We start from the raw sequence: 17,968 nt of genomic DNA on the forward strand, positions 1-17,968 counted from the left end.
TTTTTCACAGATGATTTTTTACAGAAATGCTGACTGGCGTAGAGAAAACCAACGCTACTTAATGCAGGAACTTGCCCGTGTGCGACAGGCTTTGATGCAGGCGGAGGAAGCAGGAGAAAACACCACGTCCCCACCTCTGCCACTGTTTGCGTCATCTCCCCCATCAGCGTTGGAACAACTTTGTCAAACCTTCAAGTTGTCAGCGTTTGAACGGGATGTATTGCTTTTGTGTGCGGGGGTGGAGTTAGATGCTAGTTTTGCTCCGCTTTGCGCGGCCTCTCTTGGAGATGCACAGAAGAACTATCCTACTTTCAGTCTGGCTTTGGCGGTGCTGGAAGATGCTTACTGGGAAGCGCTGGCTCCCACTGCCTCATTGCGGCGATCGCGGCTGATTGAAATTGGCGCTGGTAATACTCTCACCACCAGTCCTTTGCGAATTGACGAGCAAATTTTGCACTATCTCACGGGTACATATCATCTGAATGAACGGCTTGTAGCAATGGGCGCAGCTGTAGCCAAGAGCGAAGAACTAGTTCCTTCCCACTGGCAATTAGTAGAAAAGATGGTAAGTATTTGGTATCTAACGCCATCAGAACCGCTACTGCCACTGTTGCAATTATGCGGCAACGATGCGGCTTCGCTTTTAGCGATCGCCTCCACTGCTTGTGACAAACTTAACTTTATACCTTACACTCTTCCTGTGGAATTACTGCCCACAGATATTGGCATCCTTAACTTGGTCAAATGCCTGTGGGAGCGGGAATTTAGTTTAAATAATCTGGCATTGTTGCTAGAGTGCGATCGCCTAGAAATGCTGGATGGGAAGGAAGAAAAAGCGATTTCTCAATTCCTAGAAAGCATCCAAGCCCCGGTAATTCTATTGAGTAGCGATCGCCGTCGCCAGAAGCACCGCCCATTAATCACCTTCGACGTTACCAGCCCCACTTCTGAAGAACAGCGTCTATTATGGCAGAAAGCTTTGAGCGACTTCGCCCCCAACCTCAACGGACACGTTGACACCCTAGTTTCTCACTTTAACCTTAGCGATCGTGGCATTCGTGCCGCTTGCTTGAAAGCCAGGAGTCAGGAGTCAGGAGACGTTAATTCCCCTCCTCTCCTTCTTTGGGACATCTGCCGTATTCAAGCGCGTCCACGTTTGGATGAACTAGCACAACGTATGGAAACTTCTGCGGGATGGGATGACTTAGTGTTACCGGAACGCGAAAAGCAAGTACTGCGAGATGCAGCAAAACACATTCACCAACGCACCAAAGTTTACGAACACTGGGGTTTTGGTGGCAAAAGTAAGCGAGGACTAGGAATCAGTGCTTTATTTGCTGGAGCAAGTGGCACGGGTAAAACGATGGCGGCGGAGGTGCTAGCACAAGAACTCAGGTTAGATTTATACCGGATTGACTTGAGTGCGGTGGTGAGTAAATATATTGGCGAAACAGAGAAGAACTTGGGGCGGGTGTTTGATGCTGCGGAGATGGGCGGTGTAATTTTGCTGTTTGATGAGGCAGATGCTTTGTTTGGCAAGCGTTCTGAGGTGAAAGATTCCCATGACCGCCACGCCAATATGGAAGTCGCCTATTTGTTGCAGCGCATGGAAGCTTATCCAGGATTATCTATTTTGACAACAAACCTGAAAAATTCCATTGACCAGGCGTTTCTCCGCCGCATCCGGTTTATTGTCCAGTTTTTGTTTCCTGATATCAATCAAAGAGCAGAGATTTGGCTAAAGGCCTTTCCCAGCCAGACACCCATTGAGGAGCTTGATGAGTGGAAACTCGCAAATTTGCAGGTAGCAGGTGGTAATATTCGGAACATTGCTCTCAACGCGGCATTTATTGCCGCCGAAGCCGACCAGCCCGTGCGGATGGAGCATATTTTGCAAGCCGCTAAGAACGAGTACATGAAGATGGAAAGACAACTTACTGATGTTGAGGTGAAGGGATGGGTTAAGACTGCTAATGGCTAATGGCTAATGGCTGATGGCTAATGGTTAATGGCTAATGGCAATGAGCAATTAGCAATTAGCAACGGACAAAACGGCTAATGGCTAATCGAAGAATCGAAGACTGACATTCTAAAACAATTAACAATTAGCAATTAGCAATTAGCCATTAGCCATTACTTAAAAACATTCGTTATTTTAGGAGTAAATTATGGCACAGCAAGAAGTTACCAGACTATTTAGAGAAGCTCAGGTTAATCCCAATTTGCGCCAAAGGCTGAATACTGCTCCTGATGTGGAGACATTTGTACAAATGGCAGAACAACACGGCTACAATTTCACGATTGAGGAATGGCAGAAAGCCACAGGTTTTGCTGTGGAAGAGTTGAAATGTAAGTTATCTGAGATTCCAGGTATTTAGTAAAATGATCGAATGAGATGTTTTTTTCTAACTGCCCATTTCGCGTTAAGTTGACATATAAGAGCATGAGGCGAAGGCAATGGTACAACTTCTCAAGAAAGCCACCGACCAACGAATTGTTCGTCACGAGGGCACATGGGAACAGTTCAAGCTAATCCAAAAAGGCTTTGAGGGCTATGACGGTGTGCGGCTGTTTTATTACAACGGCACAATTGAGATTCTGATGCCTGGAGAAGACCACGAATTTTTCAAAACCATCATTGGGTTCCTGATTGAACTGTTTCTGATTGAGAAGGGCATCGAATTTATCCCTGCTGGGTCGATGACTCAGGAGCGTCAAGGAACAGCATCTGCCCAAGCCGATGAGTCTTACTGGCTTGGTCAGAAGCAGCTCGTCCCTGACATCTCAATAGAAGTGGTGTTTACCAGTGGCGGTTCTAACAAACTGGAGCGATACAAGGCATTAGGTGTCCCTGAAGTCTGGTTCTGGGAAGATGGATTTTTCTCGCTCTATCACCTGCAAGAGCAAAACTATGAGCGAATTTACCGTAGTGAGCTTCCTGGACTAACTGACCTGGATATCGATTTACTATCACGGTGTGTTGTAATTGCCCAAACTTCAAGGATTGAAGCTGTCAGAGAATTTCGTCAGGCGATTTTAGGGAAAAAGCAGAGTTGACAAATTGAGCGCTAATAGGACATCTCTAACCAGAGAAATAAGCATTCTTGCTACATTCAATATACCTCTTGCATAAATCAAAAATAAGAAAGAACCCCACCCCGCCAAAGCTACGCTTTGTCTCCCCTCCCCGCTTGCGGGGAGGGGTTGGGGGTGGGGTGTTAAGGGACTTTTGCAAGAGGTTTAATAACAATCTTCAGGGTAAGGGAAGAATTTTTGCTATGATCTCTAAACTCATGAAACAATGTGAATCTTTAAGGAACACAATGAAAAAGGTTACACTAACGGAATTGAGTAATAATATTGATCGTCTACTGGATGAGGTACTAGAAACAGGTATTCCGCTAGAAATTAACAAAAATGGAAAGTTGTTAAAAATTGTTCCTATAGAAAAAAAAGATAAACTTAAAAATTTGACTTTTAAACCTGATGTTATCCAAGGAAATCCAGATGATTTAGTTAATATCAGTTGGGAGCAGGAGCTTAATATTGATTTATCTTGATACTCATGTAGTTGCATGGCTATATTCTGGTTTGACAGATAAATTAACTGATATTGCTAAAACTTTAATTAATGACAATGAAGTTTATGGCTAGTGTTATGATATAACCTTTTACCAGGTCTTAAAAAAACTATGGTTAAGCATCAAATCATTATTGATATTACGCCTGAGAGTGCTGAAAAATTTGCCTCATTATCTCATGAAAAACAAGGTCAATTAAAACTGTTGCTTAGTTTAAAACTAAAAGAGCTTATTAGTCCTGATAGTTTCAAAGATAGCCATAAGTCAACTATTAGTCAAAATGCTCAAAATCGAGGTTTAACAGAAGAAATCTTAGACTGTTTTTTAGAAGGTGATGTAGAAAATAAACCTAGTAATGAATTTTCGCGAAAAATAATTGAAAAATGGTATTATCTACGAGATAATCATCAAGAACTAGACCCCAATAATCCTTTGTCTGATGATGAAATTGAAATCATTCGTCAAATTTTAATTCAACACAATCAAACTCGTCCTCTTGGAGTAGCTAAAGGCGAATTGATAATTCCTGATACCTTTGATTCACCTTTACCTGACGAAATTTTAGATTTGTTTTATTCTCCATGAATTTATTACTAGATACCCATATTTTTCTATGGTTGATTAATGATCATCCTTCTTTAAGTGAAAAGTTGGGTTGTGAGATTAAAAATCCCGAAAATAGGATATTGTTAAGCATAGTTTCTACTTGGGAATGTGTTATTAAATACCAATTGAACAAACCGGAATTTAATACTTATTTTCCTGAGTCTCCAGATGTATATATTCCTCAAAAAAGACGAGAATCTTTAATTAATAGTTTAGCCATTAACGAAGCAACTATGAGTTATTTAATAGCCTTACCTTTACTACATAGAGACCCTTTTGATAGGCTATTAATAGCCCAATGTTTACAATATGATCTAGTTATGGCTACAGTGGATGATGCTATTTTAGGTTATCCTAATGTCAAGTTTTTTGAATTGTAAATTATAGTTGATAAACAGAAAAATTGGTTTGTTAGGTTAAACGATCGCAAAGCGTCCCACAGAGAAGTGAAACCCAACAGCCGATAAGGTGATCTTACCCCCAACCTACAAGAGCGATCGCACTCGCAGCACCTACAGCGATCGCACTACAAGATTAGCGATCGCAATTTGAAAGCTTCTTGAGGATTGAGTTGACGTTTTCCGTTTAATATGTCTAAAACTGTTTGTTCTTGCGGAAAAATTCCGAAAAAATCTGGTATCTTCAGATTATAGTCTTCCATTAATGTTTGTAATAATTCTCTATCAGTTAATTCAGGCAATTGTTCATTTTTTTCTTCATAATCATAGACTAACATTCCTAATACTTGTAGGTAATCTCGATCGTCATGATTAAGATTGCTTTTATCTAATATTGAGTTAATCCTTTGTTGAGTTGCCGTTAATTCAGCATCATTTGTAATAGGACGAGGTGCAAATTCTGTTATTAAACTTAGATAATAAGGGCTAGGGGTTGTTAAACCAGTCGTCATTTTTCCAATTCTCCTTATCGTAGTCTGCGTGGGTTAAAACGGCACGAATAAAGAGGTGTTTTGCTTCGTTGGGGTAGGGAGTAAGGAGCAGGGGGATTAGAAATTAGAAATTAGCGTTTTATAAGCTAAGGAGATGGATTGTTGATGAACCTATCCCACTAATAATATTTGTACTACAAAACTTAAGCTTATTGAAAAATATCTTCCATCATGTAGTCATTTGCATGAAACTTATCGCCAAATTGTCAAAGTCCATTGACTTCATTCCTAAATAACATTTTTGCAATACTTGAAATTTTTCTTTGCTTACCGACACATCGTCTGGCAGGTCTAACTCGTAAGTCCCTCCCGCTTGTGTCAATAACTCGATCATCGACTCTTCATTTGTACACACCGGGAGTATCTCGTTCAATTCGGTTAATAATTGCTTATATGTGCTTTTGGTTGCGTTATTCTCCAAGGTTTTCAAATGCTTTATGACTCCCTCCCTGTTTATACTGCCTTTTTTCAATTTTCTCGATAATGTTTGTGTCACTGTTCGTAGCGTGTTGATTCGTTGATTAACTTCCGCGCTTCCCGCCCATAGGTTCTCTATTTTGCTGTTCATCAACGTCAGTATTTCCACTATGTTCTCCACAATTCTTTTATATATGTCTAATTCTACTGTCCCGTCCCCGCTGATTTTCAATCTCACTGCTACTAGACGCTTGTCTAATTCTTCTACTCCCCCCTCTTCTGGAGAGGCCAAATGCCTGTTGACGAAATACTCCATCCCCTCTCGGATTGTGTGCCACGGCAGGATGTGTCTTATGTTCTGTTTTCCTTTTACTGTGCTTATCGCTTTCGCGATTTCTTCTGTCCATCCCGGCCTTCCATTAATCTCTATTCCTTTTCGCCACTCTTCATGATCGTTTTTATCTATCTCAAGATTGCCGTTCCCGCTTTTGTTTAGGGTCGGCTCGTGCACATCAATACCCGTAATCTCGAATCCGTGCGATCCAGCAATTGAATGCCTGTAAGACATCAATCCATCTGCTTCAGGATCGTATATGTAACCTACTATCGCTTCCACATCTATTCCACTCGTCCTCAACGTCTTCTCATTTTTATCAATGTATTCTATTATGATGTCGATTTCACTTTGTGTCGCTTCTCTACTCCTTTCACCTGCACCTCCGTTTAGATATAGCATTCTCTGGATTGCCTTTCCTTTTCCTTCTTCTTTCGTTTTTTTTGTCACCTTTTTGGTTTCTTCTTCCCTCTTGCACCCATCCTTTCTATTTTGCCTTTCTTCTCTCTTCCCATTCCGTTCTCTCTCTCCAATGCTTTCTCTTTCCTTTTCTTGTTTCTCTTGGCCTACCTTTTCCCCCTCTTTTTTCTGCTGCTCTACGTGGGTCAACTCATGCGCTATCAACTCCTGTCCCCCACGACTTCGCGGCTCATATGCCCCCTGGCGAAAGAATACATCCTGCCCCGTCGTAAACGCCTTCGCCTGAATCGATTTATTCAACTGGTCTGACTGAGCATCCGTATGTACCCTAACCCCACTAAAATCAGCGCCCATTGCCTGCCCCATTGACCGTTGCAAACCTGCATCTAATGCCTGTCCGCCACCCTTTGCGTTGTTAATTGCTGATTCCAAATCTGTTGATGCTTCCCCTCCACCAATGGCTTCCCGACGTTGCACCAAGGATTTCATTTGTATTTCTGACTTTTCAGGCTTTTCTATACGCTGTATATTCTCTTCCTGCTTTGCAGACACTGCTTCCGGTTGATTTATTCGCTGCACAACTTGCGCTGCTACTCTATCCGCTTCTTGCTCGTATTTATCTCCCGGCTCACCAATAGTCAGTTTGGGTTGAATCGCTAACTTTCCAAAGCTGTGACCAAAACGACTGGCTCGCTCTACTTGCGCTTGTAAATCTGGGGGTACAAGTTTCTCTTGTGTTACCGTATTGCTTGTTTGTGCAAAAGGTCGCATTTGCAGAAATTCTGATGAGCTAGGTGTAGCTGTTGATTTCGATAAAGCTTTTTTTTGAAGCGGTTGCTGTGTCATTAGGAACCCCAGATTTTAGTATTAACTATATGACTGTCCCAGTTTGGCACAGCATCAGGGTTTTTACAGTTCAGTATTGTTATGGAGTTTTATATAAATATTTATAACTATCAGCATTTTCATTCATCTATTACAGCCTGTAACGCTTAATCAGCAGCAGTGTGGCGTTTTATAGTACTTTTCGTTTCCTACGGAGATTAGGTATAATTCTTTCTCTTTATCTCATCACTGGGATTTTACGGCGATGGCTAAGTCGGCAATTGCCACATTTCAGTGATATTACGGTTGAATCCAAAGTTGATTAAATATAATTTACATTACATACCATATTGGCTCAAAGTCGTTTAAAACAGTTACAGCGTTTTGCTTCTATTTACAGTAGATCCTTTACCCACCTTATAAAAGCTACGGTTTAGACACAAGTCAAATTACCCCCCTTAATCCACCCCTAGAAAGGGGGGAAACCGGAAATCAACTTCCCTCCCCTTTATAAGGCTACGGTGTACACACAAGTCTTTTGGTTCAGAACACAAGTGCTTTCGTTCAGAACACAAGTCTTTTGGTTCAGAACACAAGTGCTTTCGTTCAGAACACAAGTCTTTTGGTTCAGAACACAAGTGCTTTCGTTCAGAACACAAGTCTTTTGGTTCAAAACACAAGTACTTTCGTTCAGTACACAAGTCTTTTGGTTCAGAACACAAGTACTTTCCTTCAGAACACAAGTCTTTTTTGAGCCTTTGAGGGAATAAAACAGCTTTGCTTTTCAAGAGGGTGTTAGGGAGATTAAAAGTCGTGGAGCCACTCTAAAAGACTTGTGTGTACACGGTAGCCTTTATAAGGGGAGGGTTAGGGAAAGGTATTAATAAATATCTACATCACTTTTTTCGGGATTTAATAATCAATCTTGTTCCGATTTGGGACTAGATGTTAAATACCGAAAACTACTCAAACTCAGGAGAGTAATATGCCAGAAGAAAACAACGAAACCCATTTGGGTAAAGGATGGGCATTTCCACTCGGAGTTAGTGTTCAGGGAAGTGTACAACAAAGTTCCATAGTCCCAAATATAGAGGAATCAATACTGATTATATTGCGGACTCGATTGGGTGAAAGGGTGTATCGACCAGATTTTGGCTGTCGTTTAGAAGAGTTAATCTTTGCACCAATGAATACACAAACGCTGTTGCTGGCAAAACTGTATACCCAAGAAGCACTAGTGAAATGGGAACCCCGAATTATACTTGATGCAGTGCGTACCGAACCAGATCCAGTCCGCGGTCGCTTAGACATAATTATTGAATATCACCCCAGGAATAGCCACGAACAGCGCAGTTTGGTTTTTCCGTTTTATCTTATGGCTAATAGTTAATTGCTAATGGCTAATGGCTAATGGCTAATGGCTCATGGCTAATAGCGAATCGTAAAAACAATCAGCAATCATCAATTAGCAATTAGCAATCAGCAATCATCAATCATCAATTAGCAATCAGCAATCAGCAATCAACAATCAGCAATTAGCAATCAACAATTAGCAATTAGCAATCAGCAATTAGCAATTAGCAATTAAAAAATGACCATAGAATTTGAATTTTTACCAAAACTACCAAAATCAAACTTAGACGATCGCACCTTCAAAGACTTAGTAGACGAGTGCATTCTTCGCATCCCGCGCTATTGTCCAGAGTGGACGAATTACAATCCGGGCGACCCTGGGATCACGCTGGTAGAACTGTTTGCGTGGCTGACTGACCAGATGATGGTGCGCTTTAACCAAGTGCCGCGACGTAATTTTGTCGTGTTTCTGGAAATGCTCGGTATTCGCTTGCTCCCAGCCGCCCCAGCCCAAACTGAACTAACGTTCTACCTGAGTTCTGCCCTTCCCCATACTTACGAAATACCCGCAGGTAGAGAAGTTGCGACTATTCGCACCGAAACAGAAGAAGCAATTGTCTTTAGTACTGACGAAACTCTGAGAATTGGTCAGCCGGAAATTACCCACTTGCTGAGTGCGAGGACGGCAGAAACAACACCAACAGTATTACGCGATCGCCTCACAAATCTCTGGACACGACATAATGACAATTGGGAAGGTCGCGCCCAGTCGATTTTTGAAGAACATCCCCAACCTGGAAACTGTTTTTACCTCGTATTCAGTCCCGAACAGCCAATTAGCGGCAACGTCCTCGCCATCAAACTACGGGGAGAAGCCGCTACATCCACAGGTATCAACCCAGATACACCGCCCCGCCATTGGGAAGCTTGGAATGGGCAATATTGGCAATCGATTCTCTTGCAAGAGTCTGATGATAGCACCCGTGGTTTCAGCTTTAGTGACACTGGGCAACCCCCCGCCCCCAACACTGTTGCTGAAGCTGATGTTGTCCTGCACTTGCCTCAAGAATTTCCCGTCACCTACTTTGCCGCTTATCAGGGACGCTGGCTGCGCTGTGTTTATACGCTACCAATGGGTACACAGTCAGGATACACTTACTCGCCTCAGTTAATCAGCATTTGTGCTCGTTCCATTGGCGGTACGGTGAATGCCAGTCAGTGTAATTTAGTACTAGATGAATTAATTGGTAAAAGTGACGGCACTCCCGGACAGAAATTTCAACTGCAAAATACCTCAATTTTGCCACGAGAACCAGGAGAATACATTCTAATATCGCCGCCTGGAGGGTTGGCGGAGATTTGGAGCGAGGTCAACGATTTTGCTGATTCGAGTCCATCTGACCGCCACTATCGGATTGATTCGCTGACCGGAGAAGTGCAGTTTGGTTTTTTAATTCGGGAACCAGCCCAGATGCGCGAAGAAGTACAGCTACGGGGAAGAATACAAGTCACTGGTGAAAGCATCACCCAAGTTAGAGAACAGGCGCACTTTGTCCAAGAGATGGAGCGACAGTACGGAGCCATCCCCCCCAAAGGTTCACTGATTCGGATGGTTGCATACCGCACAGGAGGCGGACGCCAAGGCAACGTAACTAGCGGCTCCTTGCGAATTCCCAAAACCGCAATTCCTTATGTAGAAAGGGTGATCAATCATGTCCCGGCTCGCAATGGTGCTGATGCCGAATCTTTAGAAGATGCCGTGATGCGAGTGCCACGAATACTCAGGACACGCGATCGGGCCGTCACTCCCGAAGACTTTGAAACTTTGGCACTTCAAGCTGGCAGAGGTGCTGTTTCCCGTGTCTGTTGCCCCCCACGCGCCAATGACGAAACCACCAGAGGCATAGTTGACTTGTTAATTGTTCCGCAAGCCAACACAGACAGCATTAACCGTGCTGAAGGCATTAACCCCGCTCAATTCGCACTAAACCTTGCCCTGCAAGCACAAATTCTCAGTTATCTAGATCAGCGACGCTTATTGGGCGTACATGTACAGCTGCGAGAACCAGAATATGTTGGTGTAGCCGTGCAAGCAGAAGTAGGGCTAGAGCCAGAATACAACAATCCCCATGCACAGCAAGCAATTATCCGCAGCTTGCAAGTAGCGTTATACCGTTTCCTCAACCCACTCACAGGTGGACTTGATGGTAAAGGCTGGCAATTTGGTGCTAGCGTCTACCCTTCAGATATCGTCAGCTTATTTCAGAAAACAACCGGAGTCCGCTTTCTTGGAACCATCCTTTTATTTGAACTCCGCCGACAAGATTCCACTTGGACACGCTCTCTAGCACCTAATAATATCATCAACCCCGGAACTCTGGGACTAATCTGCTCCTGGGCAGATAGTGAACTGCGATCGAGTCATGCAATTACTGTAATTTAGTCAATTGCTAATTGCTAATTGCTAATTGCTAATTGTTTTTCCCATTAGCCATTAGCCATTAACCACTAGCCATGAGCCACTAGCCACTAGCCATTAGCCATTAGCCATTAGCCATTAACCATGACACAATCCCAAAAAAGCCAAAATCTGTGCCTGCAATTGACTCCAATGCAAATTCCGGAGGCAATACCAGTTTCGGAAGTAAAGCGCCCTATTTCTTGGGGAGGAATGGGTACAAACGCTCAAGAGCGCCTGAATTTAAACTTGTTGCTGCGCCCAGGAGAACCGAGCGAGATGGTGGTACAAGTGAAAAATGTGGGATCTCGCCCCGTACAGATGGATTTGCAAGTAAAAGGAGACTTTCCTCAAGAGTGGTGTCGCATTGGGATGGAGGGGTCTGAAGTCCGCGCGGGTCAGCAGATGGAAGCAGTGCTGTATTTTAGGATACCTACTGACTTTTTTGAGTCTCTCTCAGCGCTACACCCTAAGGAAACTCTCAAGCTCAACTATATAGTTCATCTGCACGCCTACTTAATTGAATCAGACACAAGTAGGCGAGAAGTAGAGAGCACTACATTCAATCTTTATGTACGTCCTCCCAGTCTATACCTCAACTTCCTGCCTGCTATTTATCGGGAAGTGGATTTTGTCGGACGTTTTCTCAAAATCTTTGAGCAAAGCTTAGAACCTTGCGTTCATACCTTAGAAAATCTCTGGGCTTACCTCGATCCTTTGACTGCACCCCAAGCGATGTTACCATTTCTGGCTCATTGGGTAGCTTGGAATCAAACACCACAAATCGGACTGGAACGACAACGCTATTTGATTAAAAGCGCCATGCAAATTTACCAATGGCGCGGTACGCGACAGGGATTACGTTTTTACTTGCACTTAGCAACGGAGTTACCTTTAGATGACCACATATCTGATGAGAAAGATAAGCATATTGGAATTACCGAATTTTTTAGTCGAGGGTGTGTTTTTGGAGAAGCAAAATTAGGGGAAGACTCTATTGTAGGTGGTAGTCGCCCGTTCCATTTCACACTGCATTTGCGCCCAGAGAACAAAAATCAAATTGATGAATCTTTTGTCCGCAGTGTAATTGAACAAGAAAAACCTGCATTTTGTACTTATGATTTAATAATTGAATCAAAAGAGCTAATGGCTAATGGCTAATGGCTAATGGCTAATGGCTAAGAATATAAATTTACTAAAGCCAGAGGAGATAAAAATTAGAAAAATGTTATTTATTTTGAAGGGAGCATAGCTAATGGCTAATGGGTAAGAATATAAATAAAAAACCGCAGAGTATAAAAAAACTAGAGAAATGCAATTGTTGCAAATTATTGAGAATTCATATTATTAATTGGCCAGTCTTCCATTAGCAATTAGCAATTAAATCTCCTATGTCCTCACACTTTCCACCTTTATCAATTAAGCCTTTACAATGACTACAAGTCAATAATGGTTTGCTGCTCACAGCCGAGCATTGGCGATTGGCTCATGATTACCACCGCCAACGTCAGAATATTTATTATCAGTCGCTACACCAAGCTGGTATTGTTAGCGGACTGGCAGTTTGCGTAATTCCACCACCTTCTGAAGTAGCACAAGAATACCGGGATGGGCGCTGGCTGCTAATTCAACCGGGGGTTGCCATTGACCACAATGGCAACCCGATTGTCGTACCGCAGCCACTAGCATTTCATATCGCTTCGGAGCCATCTATTAGTGGTTCTTTGGTGGTATATGTGGTGATTAATTATGTAGATCCAGACCGCCTGCAAGGTTTGGAAGAACGGCAACTGCTTCAAGAAACTTTTCGCATTGATGAAAAGATTACACCACCAAATGATACTGATGTGGAACTGTGTCGGGTTTTGCTCGAACCTGGTGAGGTGCAGCTAGAACCAGCCGCAGATGTTCTAAATCCTGAAATGAACCAGTTGGATCTACGCTACCGTAAGCTGGCACAAGTCCGAAGTTTAGAGCAAGTCCGGGTGGCACAGGTAACTCAGGGACAGACGGGGGATGCTGTGACTTTTGCAAAGTTTTCTTACCTGATGCAATCAGTTACGGCTCTTTACCCAGCTATACAGGGAACAATTAACCAGGTGACATTGCAAGCAGGTGCAGAGCAATTAGATTACGATTTGTTCTATTTCACGCTTCCGCAACTGTTGACATTACAAGAGTCTGAGCGTCAGACTTTACGTCAATATTTGGCAGGTGGGGCAGTGATAATGCTAGAAGTGTCGATACAAGAGGCGAATATTGTTGAACTAAGTGCCGTCAGACAGCAACTGCGATTTGCGATCGCCAATCTCACCGATGAGTCGGAAATCGCCTCAGTTCGTCAAGAGGTAGAAACCGAACTCAACGCCGTTGAGTCAAATTTAACTCAGCAGTTATGGTAATTTTCGCAACCAATCCGCGATTTCGCTGAAGATATGGGCATTAATACCGTTAATTCGGATACTTTAAGTTCTAACCACTCTTTACGTAATCAACCGTTTCTCTTTGCTCAATTGCCAATTGTGCAAAATTACCCGATTCACCTATTTAACTGGGGTGGCATTGTACTAGTAGTTGGTTCACTTTCTAGCGCTTGGGGAATTGATGATACTTTATCGCTATCAAGAGAAACTATTCGCAGTGCCCAAGAAATGGGAATTAATATTCTGCATTTTGCATGGCATCGCCATCAATTAACGCAGTTGCAGCAAATTGTTAATGGTTAATGGCTAATGGCTAATGGAAAAAAAATTAGCTATTAGCAATTAGCAATCAGCAATTAGCAATTAACACTTACTTATAACTACTAATTAAAAAAATGCCTTCCATTAGAACAACTGTTCCAATCGCTTTTTTAATTCCTCTGCTAACCTGCGTAGGAGTGTTGGGAACGATTGCTTTATATATAGGTTATCACGATGCTAAAAAATTTTCGGATAAAAGTATGGAAATGATAAGCGAGCGGATTACAGAACGGCTGAAAAAATATTTAGAAGCTCCGCATCTAATTAATCAAATAAATGCTGATGCAATAGCACAGGGTCAATTAAATTTGGAAGAACCGAATAAATTGGAGCGTCATTTTTGGTATCAAGCCAAGGCGTTTAAATCTGTGAATGGCATTCAATTTGGTTATGAAGCAACTGGCAAGCTACGAAGCATTGTTAGAGATAATAATAATAATGATCAACTGACGTTTAATGTTGCCGATACATATACTAATAAGGCACTTATAGTCTATGAAGCAGACAAGGGAGGAAATCGCAGCAAGGAATTAGATAAACGTAAACTACCTAATTTCGATCCCCGCAATCGTGACTGGTATCAAACGGCGGTGAAAGCAGGAAAGCCGACTTGGACGGGAGTTATTGAAAAAAAATCCACTCAAAAAATTCAACTGCGCGTCTCAGCAGTACGTCCCGTTTATCAACAAGATAGTGGTAAGCTGCAAGGCGTTTTGGCAGTAGATTTTTTCTTGACTCAAATCGGTGAATTTCTCAAGAAATTGAGTCAGGGTAGTTCCAGAGAAATTTTTATTGTAGAACCTTCTGGAAAATTAATTGCCGCATCAACTGACAATCGTATTTTTGACGATCAAGGTAAGCAAATTGAAGCTATAAATTTTGTTCAAGAGCCACTGATTAAAGCCACTGCTGAATATGTAAACAAAAAATACAGTAGCTTTAGCAACATTCATAAAAAAGAGCAATTCAATTTTCCTCCACAAAGCACAGAACCCTTTCTAATCCATATCACTCCCTTTGAGGATAAATATGGTCTTAAATGGTTGGTAGTCGTAGTTGTGCCAGAAAAAGAATTTATGGGAGGTTTCCAGCGCACTAGAGATGTCACTATTATTGTAGGGCTGGGTGTGTTAGCGTTCAGCTTGCTGATGGGACTGGTGGTGACTCGCTGGTTAACTAAGCCTATCTTGGAAATGAATGATGCAGCAAAGCAAATTGCATCTAGTGAATTTGACTTAAACAGTCTCACACCCTTAGCCAAACGTTCTGATGAAATTGGGCAATTGGCGCGGGTATTTCAAGAAATGGCTGATATAGTTTATAGCCGTGAAAAGAGTCTCAAAGACCGGGTGCAGCAGTTGCTTTCGGAAACTGACAAAGCCAAGAAAACTGCTTTATTAAAGCAGATGACTGGTAATGTTGATTTCCAAGAATTATTAATGCGATCGCGTTCATGCAGGGAAAAAACTACATTTCCTAAACAAAACTTAAGTAACCTGCTGCATAAAGTTCCTTCTTTTCAAGAGTTAAATCCTGTCCTATTACAAAAACTCATTGAAATTGGCTACCAACAATCTTTATTTACAGAAGTTATTCTTTATCGGGAAGATCAACTAAACAACAAATTTTATCTAATTATCTCAGGTAGCGTAGAACTTCACATTGACAAATTGAAAAAGCCCTTAAGCATTCTCTCAGCCGGGGAATTTTTCGGCGAACAGTCTCTATTAGAAACTATCCCCGAAGTTGCAACAGCACGCACTTTAGAACCAACAACTTTATTTATTATTGACCAACAGGGATGGCAAACACTATTCCCACATCCAAAAGAACTGGCTAATAGCTAATAGCTAATGGCTAATGGCTAATGGCTAATAGCAATTAACAATTAACAATTAGCAATTTTATATGTTAAAAGAACTTATATTTACGAATATTTCCACACAAGAAATAACACTGGAACCTGGGGTAAATCCTGTATCTTTTGATGTTATGGTGGTTAATAATAGCGACCAGTTTGCAACTTTTCAGGTAGAATTGCTAGCAGCTGGGGCTAAGACTGGTAAAAGTGCTAATTGGTACAGAGTAACCCCGGAAGTTTGTACTAAAAAACCTCCAGGTGACTCAACTCAGTTTTCTATCACCGTACTTGATAGTCCTAAACCTGGATTTACAGGTTTGATGACGATGACAGTGCGGGTTTTTTCTCTAGAGTTACCGTCTTCAGATAGTCGCTTGGTGGTGAGGTTGATAATACCAGGAACAGGCGCTGCGGCACCGCAACTTGACTTACCTAACGAAGAGTTTAAACGCTATCCGGGAGAAAAGTTTCAGATTCCTGTTTCCCTAGAAAGCTATAGTCCACGAGCTACCAAAGTTACTCTGCGTTTGTTAGGTTTAGATTCCTCGTGGTTTCCAGAGGGAACAGAGAAGCGTCTGCTACTTCCTGTTGGTGAAAAGATAAAAGAAGTTTTTGAGTGCTACATTCCCACTACTGCAGAAGCATTGAGCGATCGCTACGCCTTCACCATTGAAGCAAATCAGCCAGAAGCGCCTTTGGTTCATGTCCAAGGCTATTTAACTGTTTTACCGGAAGGATTTATAAATTTTGAATGTATTCCTTTACGCCAAAAAATACCAGAGAAACTAGGCGTGTGGCGTGATAGAAATGCCGATACTGCTGAATATACGCTCCAATTTGATAATCAAAGTAATCTCCGTCAGGAAGCAAGTGTTGAAGTCAGTTATGTGGAGGAGGAAAAAAAGACTTTAAATTTAATATTTGAGATTGTAGATTCAATTAAATCTAAAATCCGTCTTCTCAGGCAGTCAGAGAATGGAAACGAGCCAATCCCAAACTCCAAATCCCAAATTTCTAGTCTTGAATTTGAGGTGATGCCAGAAAAAGCAGACCTCAAAGAGGCGGGACTAACGCACTTTAGCCTCAAGGTGAAGCAAAAACGCCCAAGGCTTGGTTGGACAAAACGCAAATTTTTACAAGCCAAAGCTGTCACAAATGACAAGCGGATTGAAATACAGAATGATACTCAAACATTAGAGTTACAGGTGCTGCCTGTAATTCCCGAATGGCTGCAACTGGGAGGACTATGCATCGGAGTGCTATTGAGTCTGGTTTTAAGTAATCGGTTGCTTTGGCTTGGCCAACAACACACAGATACAGTCAACACTGTTCGGTTCAATGGATTGGCTGAGGAAGTGGTTAGTGGTTCTAATGACCAAACTATCCGCCGATGGCGCGTGGAATCAAATGGGTTAGCGCTTCTAGGAGTGTTGCCACGAGCAAATAAAGCCGTGCGAGTGGTGCGTTACCGCCCCGTGAACAACGACAAAGTAGCAGTAGGTTTTGAAAACGGTCAAATTCAGTTGTTTAATTTGCTATCAGGAAAAGCCGAGCCTCCCTTCACCGCTAAAATAGATGACCGTGTATTTGATTTGATGTTTACCAAAGACTCGCGATCGCTATTTAGCGGTCATGGTAGTGGATTAGTTGTACAGTGGACGCTGGATGGGTTATCAAGCCGGATATTCCGCAAGCAGCAGGTAGGATTTGCGGTGAATGCCTTGGCTTTGGTTGGGGAAGCAGAAAGTCATCTCGCAATTGCTGGCAGATTCAACCAACTAACTCTTTGGGATTTGAAAGCTAATCAATTACGTTCCGTATCTACTGGTTCTAGCACTAATAAAGACTATATTTTTACTCTAGCCTCTAGTGACAGCAAGCCTAATCTGTTGATAACTGGAGACAACCAAGGCGCGATCAAAATTTGGAACTTACGTCCTTGCTTGAGGAGCAAAGCTAAATGTGAATTGCTAGATGAGTGGACTGCCGATTCGCAAGCTGTGCGTGCAGTAGCTATGAGTAGTGATGGTTGTTACCTGGCAAGTGCAGGCGAAAACGGTCAAGCAAAGCTTTGGTCTTTGAATGAGCAGGGTGAGCGTAGCAGTAAAAATTTAACAGGTAAAGTACTCATCCACTCTGCAAAATCGCTGACAAGTGTTGACATAATCCGCATTCGAGATGAAATTTTAGTTATTAGTGGCTCAGAAGAACATTTAGTGAAACAGCAACGTGTTAAACAGTTTTCTTCAGATTGTCGTTAATAAGAAATGCTAATTGCTAATTGCTCATTGCCATTAACAATTAGCCATTAACCATTAGCCATTAGCTCTTCCCAGTGTTAAACAGTTTTCTTCAGATTGTCGTTAATAAGAAATGCTAATTGCTAATTGCTCATTGCCATTAACAATTAGCCATTAACC

At 42.2% G+C, this 17,968-nt stretch carries 15 protein-coding genes; 13 read left to right on the forward strand and 2 right to left on the reverse strand.

The features are described from left to right. Window positions 1–10 precede the first annotated feature (10 nt). The 6 genes from HWQ58_RS16890 to HWQ58_RS16915 all read left to right on the forward strand — a co-directional run bounded on the left by HWQ58_RS16890 (window position 11) and on the right by HWQ58_RS16915 (window position 4,567). Window positions 11–1,981 (forward strand): ATP-binding protein, encoded by a 1,971-nt coding sequence (locus tag HWQ58_RS16890; RefSeq protein ID WP_292864742.1) that lies wholly within the window; start codon window positions 11–13, stop codon window positions 1,979–1,981. A gap of 187 nt (window positions 1,982–2,168) precedes the next feature. Next, window positions 2,169–2,378, forward strand: a complete 210-nt coding sequence (locus HWQ58_RS16895; RefSeq protein ID WP_292864745.1) for a Nif11-like leader peptide family natural product precursor — start codon at window positions 2,169–2,171, stop codon at window positions 2,376–2,378. Window positions 2,379–2,457: 79 nt separating this feature from the next. Next, window positions 2,458–3,057, forward strand: coding sequence for a Uma2 family endonuclease (locus HWQ58_RS16900; RefSeq protein WP_292864748.1), 600 nt, complete (start codon window positions 2,458–2,460; stop codon window positions 3,055–3,057). Window positions 3,058–3,323: 266 nt separating this feature from the next. Next, on the forward strand, window positions 3,324–3,560 hold the full coding sequence (locus HWQ58_RS16905) for a type II toxin-antitoxin system Phd/YefM family antitoxin (RefSeq protein ID WP_292864751.1): 237 nt from the start codon (window positions 3,324–3,326) through the stop codon (window positions 3,558–3,560). Between the two features lie 132 nt (window positions 3,561–3,692). Next, window positions 3,693–4,166: a hypothetical protein gene (locus tag HWQ58_RS16910; protein WP_292864754.1), complete on the forward strand. Its 474-nt coding sequence runs from the start codon at window positions 3,693–3,695 to the stop codon at window positions 4,164–4,166. Further along, complete coding sequence (locus HWQ58_RS16915; protein ID WP_292864757.1) at window positions 4,163–4,567, forward strand: type II toxin-antitoxin system VapC family toxin; 405 nt, start codon at window positions 4,163–4,165, stop codon at window positions 4,565–4,567. Before HWQ58_RS16910 ends, HWQ58_RS16915 begins: the two co-directional genes overlap by 4 nt. A gap of 146 nt (window positions 4,568–4,713) precedes the next feature. Here HWQ58_RS16915 and HWQ58_RS16920 read toward each other — a convergent pair whose 3' ends face one another. Both HWQ58_RS16920 and HWQ58_RS16925 read right to left on the reverse strand, forming a co-directional pair. After that, entirely contained in the window at window positions 4,714–5,097 is a 384-nt protein-coding gene (locus HWQ58_RS16920; protein WP_292864760.1) for a transcriptional regulator, read from the reverse strand. Between the two features lie 208 nt (window positions 5,098–5,305). After that, window positions 5,306–7,153, reverse strand: a complete 1,848-nt coding sequence (locus HWQ58_RS16925) for a DUF4157 domain-containing protein (protein WP_292864763.1) — start codon at window positions 7,151–7,153, stop codon at window positions 5,306–5,308. Between the two features lie 964 nt (window positions 7,154–8,117). On the opposite strand from HWQ58_RS16925, the gene HWQ58_RS16930 reads away from it, so the two are divergent. From HWQ58_RS16930 to HWQ58_RS16960, 7 genes are all read left to right on the forward strand, one after another. After that, complete coding sequence (locus tag HWQ58_RS16930) at window positions 8,118–8,522, forward strand: GPW/gp25 family protein (RefSeq protein ID WP_292864766.1); 405 nt, start codon at window positions 8,118–8,120, stop codon at window positions 8,520–8,522. 201 nt (window positions 8,523–8,723) lie between these two features. Then, window positions 8,724–10,928 (forward strand): putative baseplate assembly protein, encoded by a 2,205-nt coding sequence (locus HWQ58_RS16935; RefSeq protein ID WP_366838099.1) that lies wholly within the window; start codon window positions 8,724–8,726, stop codon window positions 10,926–10,928. Window positions 10,929–11,048: 120 nt separating this feature from the next. Then, entirely contained in the window at window positions 11,049–12,104 is a 1,056-nt protein-coding gene (locus tag HWQ58_RS16940; RefSeq protein WP_292864769.1) for a phage tail protein, read from the forward strand. A gap of 293 nt (window positions 12,105–12,397) precedes the next feature. Continuing rightward, on the forward strand, window positions 12,398–13,345 hold the full coding sequence (locus tag HWQ58_RS16945) for a hypothetical protein (protein ID WP_292864772.1): 948 nt from the start codon (window positions 12,398–12,400) through the stop codon (window positions 13,343–13,345). A 33-nt stretch (window positions 13,346–13,378) separates the two neighbouring features. Further along, entirely contained in the window at window positions 13,379–13,669 is a 291-nt protein-coding gene (locus HWQ58_RS16950; RefSeq protein ID WP_292864775.1) for a hypothetical protein, read from the forward strand. Window positions 13,670–13,761: 92 nt separating this feature from the next. Next, window positions 13,762–15,534 (forward strand): cache domain-containing protein, encoded by a 1,773-nt coding sequence (locus tag HWQ58_RS16955; RefSeq protein ID WP_292864778.1) that lies wholly within the window; start codon window positions 13,762–13,764, stop codon window positions 15,532–15,534. Between the two features lie 61 nt (window positions 15,535–15,595). Further along, on the forward strand, window positions 15,596–17,809 hold the full coding sequence (locus HWQ58_RS16960) for a hypothetical protein (protein WP_292864781.1): 2,214 nt from the start codon (window positions 15,596–15,598) through the stop codon (window positions 17,807–17,809). The last annotated feature ends 159 nt before the right edge of the window (window positions 17,810–17,968 follow it).

The organism is Nostoc sp. LPT, from assembly GCF_017115165.1.
Taxonomy (GTDB): Bacteria; Cyanobacteriota; Cyanobacteriia; order Cyanobacteriales; family Nostocaceae; genus Nostoc.